Source organism: Embleya hyalina (assembly GCF_003967355.1).
GTDB classification, from domain to species: Bacteria; Actinomycetota; Actinomycetes; order Streptomycetales; family Streptomycetaceae; genus Embleya; species Embleya hyalina.
On sequence record NZ_BIFH01000024.1, the window covers coordinates 184,714 to 198,690 of the forward strand.

The 13,977-nt window shown below is 72.1% G+C and carries 12 protein-coding genes; 8 read left to right on the forward strand and 4 right to left on the reverse strand.

The features are described 5' to 3' along the window. Positions 1-98: 98 nt before the first annotated feature. Together EMA17_RS25855 and EMA17_RS25860 are read left to right on the forward strand one after the other, a co-directional pair. Complete coding sequence (locus EMA17_RS25855; RefSeq protein WP_160161553.1) at positions 99-713, forward strand: TVP38/TMEM64 family protein; 615 nt, start codon at positions 99-101, stop codon at positions 711-713. 80 nt (positions 714-793) lie between these two features. Continuing rightward, a complete protein-coding gene (locus EMA17_RS25860; RefSeq protein WP_126639517.1) occupies positions 794-2,035 on the forward strand; it encodes a DUF418 domain-containing protein in 1,242 nt (413 codons plus the stop codon). Here EMA17_RS25860 and EMA17_RS25865 read toward each other — a convergent pair. Continuing rightward, positions 2,028-3,437: a VWA domain-containing protein gene (locus tag EMA17_RS25865; protein WP_160161554.1), complete on the reverse strand. Its 1,410-nt coding sequence runs from the start codon at positions 3,435-3,437 to the stop codon at positions 2,028-2,030. The two genes, EMA17_RS25860 and EMA17_RS25865, sit on opposite strands and share 8 nt — an antisense overlap. Positions 3,438-4,019: 582 nt before the next feature. Between EMA17_RS25865 and EMA17_RS25870 the strand changes: the two genes are divergently transcribed. Then, positions 4,020-4,223, forward strand: a complete 204-nt coding sequence (locus EMA17_RS25870; RefSeq protein ID WP_078974744.1) for a cold-shock protein — start codon at positions 4,020-4,022, stop codon at positions 4,221-4,223. An 84-nt stretch (positions 4,224-4,307) separates the two neighbouring features. On the opposite strand, the gene EMA17_RS25875 is transcribed toward EMA17_RS25870, so the two are convergent. Further along, entirely contained in the window at positions 4,308-6,062 is a 1,755-nt protein-coding gene (locus tag EMA17_RS25875; RefSeq protein ID WP_246126893.1) for an MFS transporter, read from the reverse strand. Positions 6,063-6,525: 463 nt separating this feature from the next. Between EMA17_RS25875 and EMA17_RS25880 the strand changes: the two genes are divergently transcribed. Next, positions 6,526-7,164: a hypothetical protein gene (locus EMA17_RS25880; protein WP_126639519.1), complete on the forward strand. Its 639-nt coding sequence runs from the start codon at positions 6,526-6,528 to the stop codon at positions 7,162-7,164. A gap of 101 nt (positions 7,165-7,265) precedes the next feature. Here the strand turns inward: EMA17_RS25880 and EMA17_RS25885 are convergent, their stop codons facing one another. Next, on the reverse strand, positions 7,266-9,611 hold the full coding sequence (locus tag EMA17_RS25885) for a hypothetical protein (protein ID WP_126639520.1): 2,346 nt from the start codon (positions 9,609-9,611) through the stop codon (positions 7,266-7,268). A gap of 298 nt (positions 9,612-9,909) precedes the next feature. Between EMA17_RS25885 and EMA17_RS25890 the strand changes: the two genes are divergently transcribed. The 4 genes from EMA17_RS25890 to EMA17_RS25905 all read left to right on the forward strand — a co-directional run bounded on the left by EMA17_RS25890 (position 9,910) and on the right by EMA17_RS25905 (position 12,676). Beyond that, a complete protein-coding gene (locus tag EMA17_RS25890; RefSeq protein WP_126639521.1) occupies positions 9,910-10,608 on the forward strand; it encodes a TetR/AcrR family transcriptional regulator in 699 nt (232 codons plus the stop codon). Between the two features lie 3 nt (positions 10,609-10,611). Continuing rightward, positions 10,612-11,205, forward strand: a complete 594-nt coding sequence (locus EMA17_RS25895; protein WP_126639522.1) for a TetR/AcrR family transcriptional regulator C-terminal domain-containing protein — start codon at positions 10,612-10,614, stop codon at positions 11,203-11,205. Between the two features lie 274 nt (positions 11,206-11,479). After that, positions 11,480-11,803 (forward strand): hypothetical protein, encoded by a 324-nt coding sequence (locus EMA17_RS25900; protein ID WP_126639523.1) that lies wholly within the window; start codon positions 11,480-11,482, stop codon positions 11,801-11,803. Positions 11,804-11,929: 126 nt separating this feature from the next. Continuing rightward, positions 11,930-12,676 carry a DUF7873 family protein gene (locus EMA17_RS25905; RefSeq protein WP_126639524.1) on the forward strand — a complete coding sequence of 249 codons (747 nt, stop codon included), beginning with the start codon at positions 11,930-11,932 and terminating at the stop codon, positions 12,674-12,676. A gap of 447 nt (positions 12,677-13,123) precedes the next feature. On the opposite strand, the gene EMA17_RS25910 is transcribed toward EMA17_RS25905, so the two are convergent. Further along, the gene (locus tag EMA17_RS25910) at positions 13,124-13,864 is read right to left on the reverse strand and encodes a maleylpyruvate isomerase family mycothiol-dependent enzyme (protein WP_126639525.1); all 741 of its coding nucleotides are present in this window, start codon (positions 13,862-13,864) and stop codon (positions 13,124-13,126) included. Between the last annotated feature and the right edge of the window lie 113 nt (positions 13,865-13,977).

The following is a 13,977-nucleotide window of genomic DNA, read 5'->3' on the forward strand; positions in this document are numbered from 1 at the left end:
ATCCGTCGGGTGTCGCGGCGCATCCGGCGCGGCCGGCGTTTCGGCGAATTCACACCATGGGCACGAGGGGCGGACGCAGGTTGGACACCGTGCGGGGCTTGCTCGACGCGCTCCGGGATTTCCTCGACCACGGCGCGTGGACGCAGTGGCCGCTACCGGCCTCGGTGGCGGTCTTCGTCCTCGTCTGCGCCGTGGGCGTCACCGCGCTGGTGCCCAAGTCGTTGTTCGCCCCGGTGGCGGGTGCCCTGTTCGGCGCGATCGGCGGCACGGTGGTCACCCTGGTCGGGGCCACGCTCGGCGCGCTGATCAGCCTGTACCTCGGCCGCCGGCTCGGCCGGGAACGGATCGGTGGCTGGCTGCACAAGCGCGAGGCCCTGGCCGTCCTCGATCGCCGGCTCTCCCGCAACGGGCTGGTGCCGATCACGGTCCTGCGGATGATCCCGGTCCTGCCCTCCTCCGTGGTCAGCTACGGCGCGGCGGCCACCCGGATCAGTACGAGCCACTTCACCATCGGGACGGCGCTCGGCATGTTGCCGATGACGCTCGTCCAGTGCGCCGCCGGGGCCTCGGTCCGACACGGCCTGTCCACGCCGGTGGTGGTCAGCGTGTTCGTCGGCTGCGTCTCGCTGGCACTGGGCATGGTCGCCGTACGGCGCCGGGGCGGCGAGCCGTCGGCGGCGGTGGCGCCGCCGGCATCGGACGGGGCCGAGTAGCGGGGCACCGGCGACGGCGTCGGCCCGGGTCGACCGCCGTACACCCACGCGTCGGTCGGACCGGAGCCTAGGGTGGGCCCATGTGGGCGAAGACGGGTCCGGAGACGGGGGAGCGGCGGGCCGCGCGGAGAGCGTCCCGGATAGTCGGCGTGGACGCCGCCCGCGCGCTCGCGGTCCTGGGCATGTTCGCCTCGCACGTCGGACCCGACCCCTACGACGGGGGCGTGGACACGCTGATCCAGGGCGCCACCGGCCGCGCCTCCGCGCTGTTCGCGTTCCTGGCCGGCGTCTCGCTGGTGCTGATGAGCGGCCGGGCGCCGCTGCGCGGCTGGGACCGGGGCAACGCCGCCGTGGTCACCCGCGTGCTGATCCGGGCCGTGCTGCTGCTCCCGCTCGGGATGTGGCTGGCCGACCTGGACACCGATGTCCTGGTCATCCTGGCCTTCTACGCCCTCTACTTCATGCTCGCCTGGCCCGCGCTGTGGCTGAGCACGCGCACCCTCGTGTGGGTCGCCGCGGGGTGGGCGCTGCTCGGGCCGATCGCCTCGTTCCTGCTGCGCCGGGCCCGCGACACCGGCGATGTTCGTTATGTCGCGCCCGGGTTCGCCGACTGGCGGCAGGGTCCGGGCCACATGTTCGAGACGTTGTTCCTGACCGGCAGCTATCCGGCGATCACCTGGATGCCGTTCGTGCTCGCCGGGATGGCGGTCGGCCGGCTGCGGCTGGGCGAGTTGCGGGTACAGCGCGCGCTGGTCGGGATCGGGGCCGCGCTGGCCGTGCTCGGCTACGGCGGATCCTGGGTCGTGGTCCGACTGTTCACCGGCGATCGACTGGCACGGATCGCCGAGCCGGACAGTGTGTCGGACGTGATCCGCGGCCGGGTCGGCTCGGTGCCGGTGTCCGACGCCGCCTGGCTCACCATCGCCGAGGGCCACACCGGTACGCCGTTCGAGATCGTCGGCGCGATCGGCGTCGCCCTCGGACTGGTCGGCCTCGCCCTGCTGGCCTGCCGCCCCTGGCTCGGCCGGATCCTGCTCGACCCGCTGATCTCGGTCGGCGCCATGGCGCTCACCGTGTACACCGCCCACCTGATCGTGATCGACCGCTGGTTCCCGCTCGCGTCCGGGGAGACCTGGCGGCGGCTGATCGGGTTCTTCGTGGTCACGATGCTGCTGTGCTGGACCTGGCGGCACACCCTGCGCAAGGGGCCGATGGAGGCCGCGTTGCATCTGCTCTCCGCGCTCCCCGCACGGTGGGTGCGGGGAGCCGCGGGGGGTGGGTCCGCTCACCCGGTCCCGGCCTCGGACGGGCCGGTCAGATGAGCAGGCCCCGCGCCCTGGCGCGGCCCAGCCAGGTCGGATACTCGTTGGTCATCAGCTCGTAGAGCTGCCCGTCGGGGACGTTGGCCGGGTCCTGGACCGAGAAGAAGTCGGCGTTGTCGACGTAGCGGCCGGTCAGGTCGTCCAGCTCCTCCAGGAACGAGAAGCCGCCCGGCCGACCCAGGCCCATGAACTGCCAGAAGATCGGCTCGAAGCTGGAGTGGGTGATCTGCTCGCGGGTCGCCTCGCGCGAGGTGGTCTGGCCGTCGGTGATGAACATGACGTATACGGGCAGGTCGTTCGCCAGCGGCTGGTGCCGGGGCGCGCTGCTGCCGAAGTAGTGCTCGCGGACCAGCCGCATCGCGCCGGCGTAGTCGGTCGAGCCCTCCAGGCCGGGGCTGCGCCGGATCCGCTCGGCCCAACCGTTGTACTGGCCGAGCCCGAGTTGCCCGGCGACGTGTCCCCGGGAGCCGAACAGGAACACGTCCACGGCCGCGTTGTCGTCGAAGCGCAGGCCGAGCGAGAGCACCCGCTCGGCGAGCGCCTGGACCTTGCCCTTCTTGAACAGCGACTGCATCGAGTAGGAGATGTCCAGGCAGAGCGCGACACGCGCGGTGTGCTCGCCGAGTCCGCGCTTCTCCAGGCTCACCGCGGCCTGCTTGGTCAGGTTGAGCAGTTGCGGGTGGCCCTCGTCGGCCAGCCGCTTCTCCATGTCGATCAGGGTCCGCTTCTTGAGGCTGATCGCGGGGGCGGCGGGCGGGGGAGAGGCGGGGCGCGGCGGGGATACGGGGGAGCCGGGCGCGGCGGCGGGTGGGGCGAACGCGGTCGGCGCGGGGGCGCTCGGGGCGGGCGGGGCGCTCTGTGGAGCGGGCGCGTCGTCGGCGGCGACCTCGATACCGAAGTCGGTGGCCAGTCCGGACAGCCCGGACGCGTAGCCCTGGCCCACCGCGCGGAACTTCCAGGCGCCGTTGCGCAGGTAGAACTCGCCGAACAGGAACGCCGTCTCGGTGGACGCCTCGTCGATGTCGAACTCGGCGATCGGCCCGCCCTGCGCGGTCACCACGTGCAACGCGAGCCCGGGCACCCCGCCGAAGCTGCCGCCGTCGGCGGACGCGCCGATCACCACCCGCTCGACGCCCGCCGGGATCGCCGCGAGGTCGACCCGGATGGTGTCCGTGACGACGCCGCCGGCGGTCGGCCGCTTCCCCTCGTGCCGTACCGCGCCGGTGGCGTCGGAGGGCTGGTTGTAGAAGACGAAATCGGCTTCCGTGCGCACCTTGCCGGCGGCGTTCAGGAGCAGCGCCGAGGCGTCCACGTCGGGGGCTCCCGCCGCGCGCCAGGTCAGGACCGCGCGCAACTCGGCGGTCGGTACCGGAGTGTTCCCACCTTTGCTTATCTTCGCCATGCCGCCCATCTTGCCCGCGCGATCCCCCTCCCGTGCGGGCTCACCCCACGAAAGCCCCCCGCCCCCCGCTCCCCACCCGCCCCACCGCCCCACGGACGCGCCCCCACCGTCTCGCCCCGCACTCGCCGCGCCGAGCCGGCACCGACCCGTGCGCCATCGCCTCACCCGGCTGGCGCCGCGTCCCACTCCCGCCCACTCGGCGGCGCCCCGCCGTCCCACGGACCGGCTCGCACCCGCCGCATCGCGCCTGGTCGCGATCCGCCCGCCCCGGGTTTCGTCCCCCGCGTTCCGCGCACGCTGGGGTGTGGGTGATCACAACCCGGTGTGGGGGCGGGCAAAGTGTGGCTTGGAGTGGTCGTGGGTGGGCGGGTTGTGGTGGGACTCGATCTCGGTCTTGTTCTGTGTTAGTCTGAAGCCTGTTGCAGTTGTGGTTCGCATCATCTTCTGAGTGCGCCTGTAGAGCTGTTCACTACGGGCGCATTTTGCATTTCGGTAGCTTCCGAAATGAGGGCGAAAAACGCGGCGACGCCCGGATTCACGAAGTGTGGATTCGTTCATCGGCCCACATGTAGGGAGAAAAATATGGCTACCGGAACCGTGAAGTGGTTCAACTCGGAAAAGGGCTTCGGCTTCATCGCGCAGGACGGTGGCGGCGACGACGTCTTCGCTCACTTCTCCGCGATCCAGGGCAACGGCTACCGTGAGCTCATCGAGGGCGAAGCCGTCGAATTCGACGTCGTGCAGGGCCAGAAGGGCCTCCAGGCGGAGAACATCAACCGCCTCTGATCTTCACCGATCGGCACGACCGAGGGCCGGCCGCCGCACTTCGTGTGCGGCGCGCCGGCCCTCGGCATGTCCGGCCTCGGCGGCTCAGGCCCGTCGCCGTGCCACCCCCGGCGCGCCGTCGGCGGCGAGTGCGGCCAGTTCCTCCTCCACCCGCCGCGTGTGCGCCGCCTCGTCCTCCCGCGCCCGGCGCGGACTCCAGCGCCCGGCCATCACGAGCACGCTCGGGACGAACAGCGCCTGGCACGCCAGGGTCAGCCACCACCAGCGCATCCACTCGTCGCTCGTGCGGTCCTTGGCCTTCCGCACCTCCTCGCCGTGGTCGATCAGTACGGCGAGCGACCGCTGCTTCTGTTCCACCAGATTCAGCTTGGCGAGATCGCCCCCGGCCAGTTGCAGCGCCTTGACCTGCAGCTCGATCGGGATCGCCGCGCGGTTGGGATATTCGGACATCCGGATGAAAAGCTCCGGGTCCTTCCGGACCAACTCCAGCGCCGCCCCCGCGTCGGCCTGCGCCGCGACCACCTCCTCGCCGTGGTTCACCAGCGGCGTCGCGGAGGTGACGATGACCGGTGTGAACACCGCGGACACCGACACCACGATCCGCACGATCCAGCCCCACACCGCCAGCCCCGTCGCGGTCGCCGCCGGGTTGTGCTTCTCGACCGTCTCCGTGTACCCGGCCATCCACGGCGCCCAGGCCATCCCGCTGCTCGCGCCGATGCCGACCAGGAGCCAGGCGAACGTGTAGTAGCCGGTGTCCGGGTGGTCCGTGGTCAGCGCGAACAGGTACGTGAACACCACCGTGCCCACGCCGCCCGCGATCATGAACGGCTTGCGCACCCGGGTCAGGTCGGACGCGACGCCCACCACGACGAGCGCGATCGCGTTCGCCCCCCAGTACCAGTTGGCGAGGGCGTTGGTCCGTTGCTCGGAGTACCCGTAGACGGTCGAGTAGTAGACGACCAGGTTGCCGACGACCGTGTAGTAGAACATCAGGTGCAGGCTGATCCCGAGCGCCGGCGCGAGGATGTCGAGCCGCATCATCTGCCGCCAGTGGTTCTTCTGCGCGGCCTCGACGTCCAGGCCGCGCGCCCTGGCCTCGATCAGCGCCTTGTCCCGCAGCGAGACCATGAGTTGGTCGCGCAGCGCCGGGGACAACTCGCGCAGGCCGAACAGCGCGACCACGAACACGACCAGGCCCGTGACGCCGGCGTACCGGAACTCGGTCTGCCAACTGCTGGAGTCCAGCGTGTTGCTGCTGACCGTGGTGACCACGAGGCTGCCGATGATCGGCCCCAGCGTCCAGAACCCCATCGCGCCGGCCCGGCCGACCTGCGGCGAGAAGTCGCGGATCAGCGCGGGCGTGGCGACCAGGGCCATGCCCTCGACCACGTTCACCAGGGCCATGTAGAACATGAACCAGCCCTTGCTCTGCGCGTTGGGCAGCGCGAAGAGGACGAGCACGCCGGTGAGCAGCAGGCCGTACACGACCAGGTTGGCCCGCCCCCACCGGTCGGCGAGTCCCGCGAGCAGCGAGGCGAACGCGCCGACCGCGTTGCCGACGACCGAGATCATCGTCGCGTACATGAAGGTCATGCCGTACTCGTGCATCAGCAGCGTGGAGACCGCGTACTGGATGTAGAGCTCGTAGTACAGGATCACCGACGCGACGACCACGATGGCCAGGTAGAGGATCCGCGGCCCGTTGGCCGGGTAGCGGTGCAACTGCCGGTACCACAGGCCGTGCACGATCGCGGGCAGCCGAGCGGGGGGTGCCGGGGGCGGGGCTTGGGGATCTCTGTCGGCGGGCGCGTCCGACGGGGACGTGCTGGAAGACATACGGCCTCCTCGACGAGCGTGGGTCTATCGAGGTACTGGGGTGCGGGAACACGGCCGTGCGCGGACGTCGGGCCAGGGGGAAGGGACGCCCCCCTGGGCCAACGCGTGGAGTGACCTTAGTACCGGCCGGTAGCGCGCTACCAGAGCGATCGGCAAGAAATGGAACGGGTTTCGATTCTGGGGCGGGGTGGGTGGCCGTACCTGCGCGGACGCGTCGGGCGGTGGGGTGCGACGGGGTGCGGGTGACCCCAACGTCGGATTTGCGGGGGGTGCCGGTGGCACGCGAGTGGCGGCGCGTGCGAGGTCTGATGCGCTTGGGGCGCGGTGCATGGGACAAAGCTGGATGATATTGCCGAACTTGGGTGATCGATTGGGAAGTACTTGCGCACCCGGTTCGGGCCCGTGGCTCGCGGTCGCGTTCTACGGTGGAGCCACCGTTATCGCCCGATGCAAGGGGTATCGCGTGGAATCGATCTCGGTGGACCTGCTCAGCGGGCTTGCCGCGGGGGCCGGCGGCGACGCCGGTCGACTGGCCTGGACACGCCTCGTCGAACTTGTCCGCATGCCGCTGCCGGACACGGGCGGGCCCGGCGGGTCGGGTGAGTCGGCCGCGTCGGGGGCTCGGGGCGAGGGGGACATGCCGCATCGGTCGGCGCCGGTGCCCACGGGGGAACTGGAGTTGACCCTGCTCGGACACGAGGCGCCGGGAGGGCTACGGGCGTACACCCGCGCGTACGCGCTCGCCGGGGCGCTGGCGTTACGGGCCGAGCGCGACCCGGACTTCGCCCGCTCGATCGCGCACTGGTACGCCGAGGCCCGGCGGATCGGCCTGGACGGCTCGGACGCGTCGGGCCAGGGCGCGGGCCCGGGTTCGGGTGGGCGCGGTGGGTGCTGTGGACGGGGCGGGCACGGTGTGATCGTGCTGGGGGAGGGGGTGGATGGGCTCGACGGTCCGTTTCGGCTCGGGCCGGCGGGGCACTCGGGCGGATGGGCTGCCGGGGGTGATCCCGAGGGGGCCGAGGGGGTGGGGCGGGGGCCCGGGTCGGCGTGGCCGGCGGATGGCGTGGGTGAGGACGGGGAGGCGGGCGCGGCGCCGGGCTGAGGCGCGGGGCCGGGCGGCCGGTGGGCAGTGCCGGCCCGCGTCGTTTCGGGCGACTTCGCGACGCGGGGCGGGTGGTCGGGGTGGGTCGTGCCCGGCCGTGTTCAGGTCTTCGCGTGCCTGCGGCGGACCGGTGCGCCCCGGACCGTGCTCGGCCGGCGATCCGGATTCGGCTCGGGGCGGGCCTCGAGGTGCGGGTCGGCCGGGGCCTCGGGGCGCGGTTCGGGGCGGGGGCGGGGCTCCGCCGCGGCCGGGTCGACGATGAAGCGCATCCGGTTCAGGTGCGCCCGCGCACTGTGGAGGCCGCGTTCGGCCGGGCCGGGGACGAGTTCGCGCATCGCCACCACGGCGGGCCCCAGGCGGACCGCCTCCCGGGCGTCGGTCACCCGCAGCCACACCTTGAGCGCGTTGTCGGCGGCGGCGATCGTACTCGGGTGTTGCGGGCCGACCGCCTCGGCGCCGCGCTCGGCGACCTGGCAGTAGATCAGGATCGCGTCCGCGACCCGGCCCAGACCGGCGCTGACGAACGCCAGCATCGCCTGCGCGTCCAGCGTGCCCGGGTGTGTCGCGCCGACCAACTTCTCCATGTGCATGCTGAGTTCGGCGGCCTTTTGCCACGCCTCCATGCCGTGCCCGGTGTCGGCCGCGTGCCGGATGGCGGCCAACTCGTTCCAGTACGTGGGCAGGATGTCCGCAGGCCGGACCAACGCCCCGGCGGCCGTGGCGCCCTGTGCCAGCGCGCGACGGGCGGGGGTGGGGCCGACGGCTCGGCCGCGTACCGGCATCGACACCGGTCGATTCGGCCCGATCCCGCGTCGCGGGGCCAGCGCCGGGGGCAGCTGGGTGGGACTCGTGGTCGGCGGGCGGCGCGCGGGAGTCGGTGTCAGGGCGCCCGCGTCGGTCTGGATCCGCACGGTTATCCGAGGCGGGAGCGGCGGGGGCGGTGCCTCGGGCCGCGGGTGCGGCGCGGGGTCCGTCCGGCGCCGCTGCGGCTTGACACCGGTCGCGGGGCGGGACAACGACGTCGTGCGGGGCGTGCCGGCGGTGGTCGGGCGGCGCGGCAGGCCGCCCGACGGGTCGGTGGTGCCGGGGGTGTGCGTGCCGGGGCCGGGTGGGGTGACGTCGTGGGTGCCGGTGCCATGGGTGCCGATGCCATGAGTGCCGACGCCGTGGGTGCCGACGCCGGTCGCTCCGGTGCGGGTCGAGCCGGTCGCCGGGCCGGGGAACTCCGGTTCGCGGTCCAGGAGGGCGGCGTCGGCCGGTGGGCGGGGCTGGGACCGGCCGGACGAGGCGCCGCCGGTGCGGGCGTTCGGTGCGGGCGTACCGTCCTTGCCGGCGGGGCGCCGCAGGGGTGGGCTGCCGGGTCGGGCGGCGCCGGCGCGGAGTGCGTCGCGCAGGCTGGTACCCGGGACCTCGGGCTCGTCGTCCGGCCCCGAGGACAGCGCCGAGCGGACCAGGCCCAGCGCCCGGCGGCCCACGCCCGGTTCCTCGCGCTGCCGGGCGGGGGTGGCGTCCGCCCCCGACGGCTCGCGGTGGGTGGGCTCGACCACACCGTCGCCGACGACGCCGCCGCCGACCACGCCCGAGCCGCGCAGGCCGGAACGTTGCGCCGGGGTCATCCCGTTCGGCGGCACCGCGGACAACGCCGAGACCCCCGAGCCGGCCGCGCCGGTGCCGCCGCTGCCGCCGCGCGGGGAGACCGCCTTCAACCGGCGAACGGCCGTACGCAGGGTGGGGGGACGGGCCTCCGGCGAACAGTTGGCCAGCGCGAGCGACCCGGCGGACGGCGCGAACTCGACCGTGTCCGGGGCCAGTCGGGCCCGTTCGGCGAGGAGCGGGTGGATCTCCTCGGCCGGTACGGGGTCGGGGAGTTCGGCGAAGCCCTGCCCGAGCGCGGCGACGAGGGTGCGGGTGAACGGATTCGGCGGACCCTTGACGTCCGGGGGGTTCACCACGCCCCACAGCGGAATGCCCGCGCACAGTTCGTGGGCCCGTTCGCGGATCGCCTCCCAGGCTTCCCGGCCGGCCGTCAGATCACAGATCACGAGGGTGTTCTCGGCCGGCCGCGGTCCGAGCAGTTCGACCACCCAGGACCAGGGAAGCCCGTCGTAGCGCACCGAGTTGGGCGTGGATTCGCGCAGCCCCAGGTGCAGTTCGCGACGGCGCCGGTCGATCAGGAGACGACCGGTCAGGTACACGATCACCGGCCCGTCCACGGCGCCGGCGGCCTGGAGGTAGGCGCGTACCGCGTGCGGTTGCACGGCGTCGGGCAGTTGGATCACGTCCGCGGCGGCGTCCGGAAAGAGTTGATGCGGCGTCAGCGCCGACATCGCGACCAGGTTCCCACCGCTGTCCGACCGCCGTCCGCGCCCGGCTCTTCCGCCCTCCACGAGCAGCAACTGGCCACGCTCGGACGGAACTCGGATGACCCGCCCCCCACGTTCGGTCATGTGTGCCTCCCCGGCCGAGCCTTGTTGGGTGGTCCACCACGCACCTGAAGATTAGGGCTATCGACCGACCATGGTCGACATATCGGACCGGTTGGCCGGTCGACCGCACCCCCACACGCAGTCGCAACGAAGCAAAACCGGGGCGCACGAGGGGCGCATCCTCGGTCGGTCGGCGGCGGAGGTCCGTGCGTTGTCGAGGGGGCGGTCGAGCGGGGGCGCGGCCGCGGGGTGTGGGCTATGCGGCGAGAGCGGTGCTCTTGTTTGGGTGCAGTGCTCTGGTGTCTGGCAGACTGGCCGCATGACCGCAGCTCCCCGTACCGCGCGTGATCGTGCCCGGGCCGAACTCACCCACGAGATCAAGGACGTCGCACGACGACATCTCGCCGCCGAGGGCGCCCAGCGGTTGTCGTTGCGTGCGGTGGCCCGCGAGTTGGGGATGGCTTCGTCCGCGCTGTATCGATACTTCCCGAGCCGGGACGAGTTGCTGACGGCGCTGATCGTGGACGCCTACGACGCGGTGGGCGAGCGGGTCGAGCGTGCCGTCGAGGCGGCGGGGCCGGCCGGGCATCCGCGTGCCGCCTGGCGCGGTCTGTGCGACGCGGTGCGGTCGTGGGCGCGGGAGCATCCGCACGAGTACGCGCTCATCTACGGCTCGCCGGTCCCCGGCTATCAGGCGCCGGACGACACTCTGGCGCCCTTTTCGCGGGTGCCGTTCGCGCTTCTCGGGATCCTTCGCGACTCGGGGCCGGATTTCGCCGGCCCCTTCGGGGAGGCGGATCTGCCCGGGCCGTTGGCGACGCAGTTCGAGGCCGTGGTGGAGGCGGGCGGTCTGGACGTACCGCCGGCGACGTTGGCGCGGGCGGTGTTCGCCTGGGCCGGCGTGTTCGGGATCGTGAGCTTCGAACTGTTCGGGCAGCTCGCCGGGAGTGCCGATCCCGCCGATCCGTTCTTCGCGTACGCCGTCGACCGGCATGCCGACCTGCTCGGGCTGGCCTGACCGATGGGCCGGCTTTCCCGCGCGCGGGTCCTGGACGCGGCACTCGCACTCGCCGATCGCGACGGCATCGCCAAGTTGTCGATGCGGCGGCTCGGTGCCGAGCTCGGGGTCGAGGCGATGACGCTGTACTACTACGTGCCGAACAAGGACGCCGTGCTGGACGGCCTGGTCGAGCGGATCGTGGCGAGTGTGGCGCCTCGGCCGAGTGGTCCGCGGGCGGTGTGGATGGGCGAGTTCGCCCACGCGTTCCGCGCCGAACTGCTGCGCCACCCGGCGGTCGTGCCGCTCGTCGCGACGCGCCCGGTCGCGACTCCGGAGGCGTTGGCCGCCGTGGAGCGGGCCGCGGCGGCGCTGGTCGCGGAGGGTCTGGCGCCGCTGCGGGCGTTCCAACTCCTCAACGCGGTCACCACGTTCGTGATCGGGCATACGTTGGCCGAGCTGGATCCCGAGGGTGCGCGGTCTCGGCACGAGCCACCGGTCGCGACGGCGGAACTGCCCTGCCTGGCACAGGCGTTGGCGGCGGGGCTGGGCACGCGGGCCGATCACGACGAGCGTTTCGAAGCGGCGATCAAGGCTTTGTTGGCGGGGATCGAGTAGGCGTTTCCGGGGGCGGGCGTCTGCGGGGCGGACGGTCCGGCGCCGTACCGGGGTCCTGGTGCGGCCGCGTGGTTCGCCGCCGACCATCGCTCCTGTCGGCAGGTGGACGCGTGGAGGTCGTCGCACACGTATGTCGCCGGTTCGGCGGATCGGTCCGAGGCCCGGCCCTTGACCATTTTTACGCTGTAAGACAAGCTGTGAACGCGCCGCTTCTTACACTGTAAGAGGCGGTCGGACCCGACGGCGAAAGCACGGAAACGAGGGGAACGCGGCGATGCTCATCGGTGCGATGGTGCGGCGGCTCAACGACGGCGTGGACTACGCGACCTTCCGCGACGCATGGCTCCCGGACGAGCGCTTCGAGGGCGACCCCCGACGCGTGCTCAGCGCGATCGACCTGGCCGATCCGCAGCAGTTGTTGACCATCGCCATGATCGACGCGACGCCCGAGGAGATCCCGGGATGGGTGGCCCGCATCGGGGCGAGCGAGCGGCGTCGGGCGGAGCGGATCAGGGGGCTCGTCGGTCCGTGGCAACTCGATGCCACCTACCGGGTCGTCGGCGACGACGACCTCGCCGCCGGGGCGATCGCGCGCTGACGGTCCGGCCCGGTCCGGCGCACCGCCCCGACGCACCGCGCCGACGTACCGCCCCGACGCACCGCCCCGGCACACGGACGCGAAAACTTTTGTGCCGTGGTCGTGTTCCCCTGCTAGCGTCGCGGCGTGGCGAAATTGAACCAGATCATCGCGGTGGAGAAGGGCGTCAAGACCAAGTCCTTCCAGGAATTGACGGATGCTCACCAGCGGGTCCAGAAGGGCGCGTTGTTGTCGGGTATCTCGCGCACCTACCAGCCCAAGGACGAGGAGGGCGAGCAACTGCCGCCCGAGTCGACCCGGGTGCAGGTCAAGGGCGAGGAGGTGCTGCGTTCCGTCACCGGCACGCTGACCCGCCTCTTCGACGTGACCGCGACCAAGGACTGGGCCAACTGCGAGGCGCGCGCCGACGTGGTCGTGGACGGTACGTCGTTGCTGCGCGACGTCCCGGTGTCGTACCTGCTCTTCCTGGAGAAGCAACTGGTCGACGTACACACCTTCGTGCGCAAGCTGCCGATCCTGGACGCCGCCGAGACGTGGACGCTCGACCCCTCCACGGACTCCTGGCGCACCGAGCCGGTGCGTACCGTGCGGACCAAGAAGGTCCCGCGCAACCACGTCAAGGCCGAGGCGACGGAACACCACCCGGCCCAGGTCGAGATGTACTTCGAGGACATCGCCGCCGGCTACTGGACCACCGTCAAGTTCTCGGGCGCGCTGCCCGCCCGCCGGGTGAACGAACTTGTCGAGCGGGTCGAAAAGCTGCAGCGGGCGGTGAAGTTCGCGCGCGAGGAAGCCAACGGCGCGGAAGTGACGGACCGTCGGATCGGCGACGCGGTCTTCGGCTACCTGCTCGGCAACGGCCAGGGCGAGTAGAATTCGAGAATCCCCCGACCGGAGGGTCGGGGGTGCGCGAGGAGCGCAAGCTGAAACTGAAGCTTGTCGTGACGAACGCGGGTAACGGTGGAGGTTCGAATCCTCCCCCTGGCACCACGAGCCGGGGTGGCCCAAGTCGGCAGAGGCAGCCCGCGATCAATCTCAGACTCTTGCTCCAGACTCGGCATCGCCGCCCATCGCCGGATCGACCGGACGGGGCTCCAGTCGTCGGTTGCTGGTTCGACTCCAGCCCGGGCCGCTCGTGGCCTGGTAGTTCAAAGGTAGAACGCGACGACTTTCAAGACGACCCCGGTCCTTAAACGTGCCGGCGTGCCCGATAGGGCGGCACAGCGGGCCTCCGCGGGCAGGCTAGCCCCGCGGAGGCCCACCCTCGATCACGGTTTCCCCGACCGCGCGTCGACGGCGACGGGTCGAGCCGATGTCGGCTCAGATCTTGGTCAACTCGCGCCAGCGGTTCAGGACTTCGGGGTCGCCGTCGAGGTGGCAGCCGGTGGTGTCGGCCCGGTTCCACAGCAGCAGGTACAGCCTTTCGGCCGGGCCGGACACCGTGAGGTCGGCGGGCTCGGCGGCGGCTACGACGCGTCGGTCGGCGGTGCCGATCCGCATCGTCCAGGCGGCCGAGGCGTCGTCCGGGGTGATCGCGATGCTCAGCGGCGGGTCGGCGACCGCCTTGTTCCGGACGTGGGTGAGGAATCCGCAGAGCAGTTCGTCGATTCCGTCGGCGGCGAAGTCCGCGGGCACGGTGGAGGGCAGACCGGCCGCGAGTTCGGCGTCGACGCGATGAACGGCCGTCTCGTGCGCCTGGCGTCGGGCCCAGAAGGCGACCGCGGACGGCGCCTCGAAGAAGGTCCACCCCGGGGCGTCGGGGGCCGCCGTGCCGAGCGCCTTCAGCAGGTCGGCGTGGGTGCTTCGGTACCACTCGAAGAGGTCCCGGTCGGTGGGGGTACGAAACAGCTCGGCGGTGTCCTCGCGGCTCGGCCGTTCGACGCTGCCGGACCCCACGACGTGCGCGGCCCATCGGTGCACGCCGCCCAGGTGTTCGAGGAGATCGTGCACCCGCCAGTCGGGGCAGGACGGCACCTCCGCGTCGAGGCCGGCCCGTTCGGCCGAACGGGCGAGCGACTCGCCGTCGGCGCGCAGCATGTCGAGGTGCGTGGCAATGTCCATTGGGCCACGTTCTCATGGGGGATCGGTGGGGGTACAGGTTCCTCCTCGGGTGGGATCGGTGGGCCGCGGGCAACCGGTCGCTCGGGGCGAATCGCGGTGATGCGTCGTCGGTG

Excerpts from the sequence above, each read along its gene's own strand:
- EMA17_RS25910 (WP_126639525.1), bottom strand. The coding sequence starts at position 13,864 with ATGGACATTGCCACGCACCTCGACATGCTGCGCGCCGACGGCGAGTCG.
- EMA17_RS25870 (WP_078974744.1), top strand. The coding sequence starts at position 4,020 with ATGGCTACCGGAACCGTGAAGTGGTTCAACTCGGAAAAGGGCTTCGGC.
- EMA17_RS25890 (WP_126639521.1), top strand. The coding sequence starts at position 9,910 with ATGACCGCAGCTCCCCGTACCGCGCGTGATCGTGCCCGGGCCGAACTC.
- EMA17_RS25860 (WP_126639517.1), top strand. The coding sequence starts at position 794 with ATGTGGGCGAAGACGGGTCCGGAGACGGGGGAGCGGCGGGCCGCGCGG.
- EMA17_RS25875 (WP_246126893.1), bottom strand. The coding sequence starts at position 6,062 with ATGTCTTCCAGCACGTCCCCGTCGGACGCGCCCGCCGACAGAGATCCC.
- EMA17_RS25885 (WP_126639520.1), bottom strand. The coding sequence starts at position 9,611 with ATGACCGAACGTGGGGGGCGGGTCATCCGAGTTCCGTCCGAGCGTGGC.
- EMA17_RS25865 (WP_160161554.1), bottom strand. The coding sequence starts at position 3,437 with ATGGCGAAGATAAGCAAAGGTGGGAACACTCCGGTACCGACCGCCGAG.
- EMA17_RS25895 (WP_126639522.1), top strand. The coding sequence starts at position 10,612 with ATGGGCCGGCTTTCCCGCGCGCGGGTCCTGGACGCGGCACTCGCACTC.
- EMA17_RS25900 (WP_126639523.1), top strand. The coding sequence starts at position 11,480 with ATGCTCATCGGTGCGATGGTGCGGCGGCTCAACGACGGCGTGGACTAC.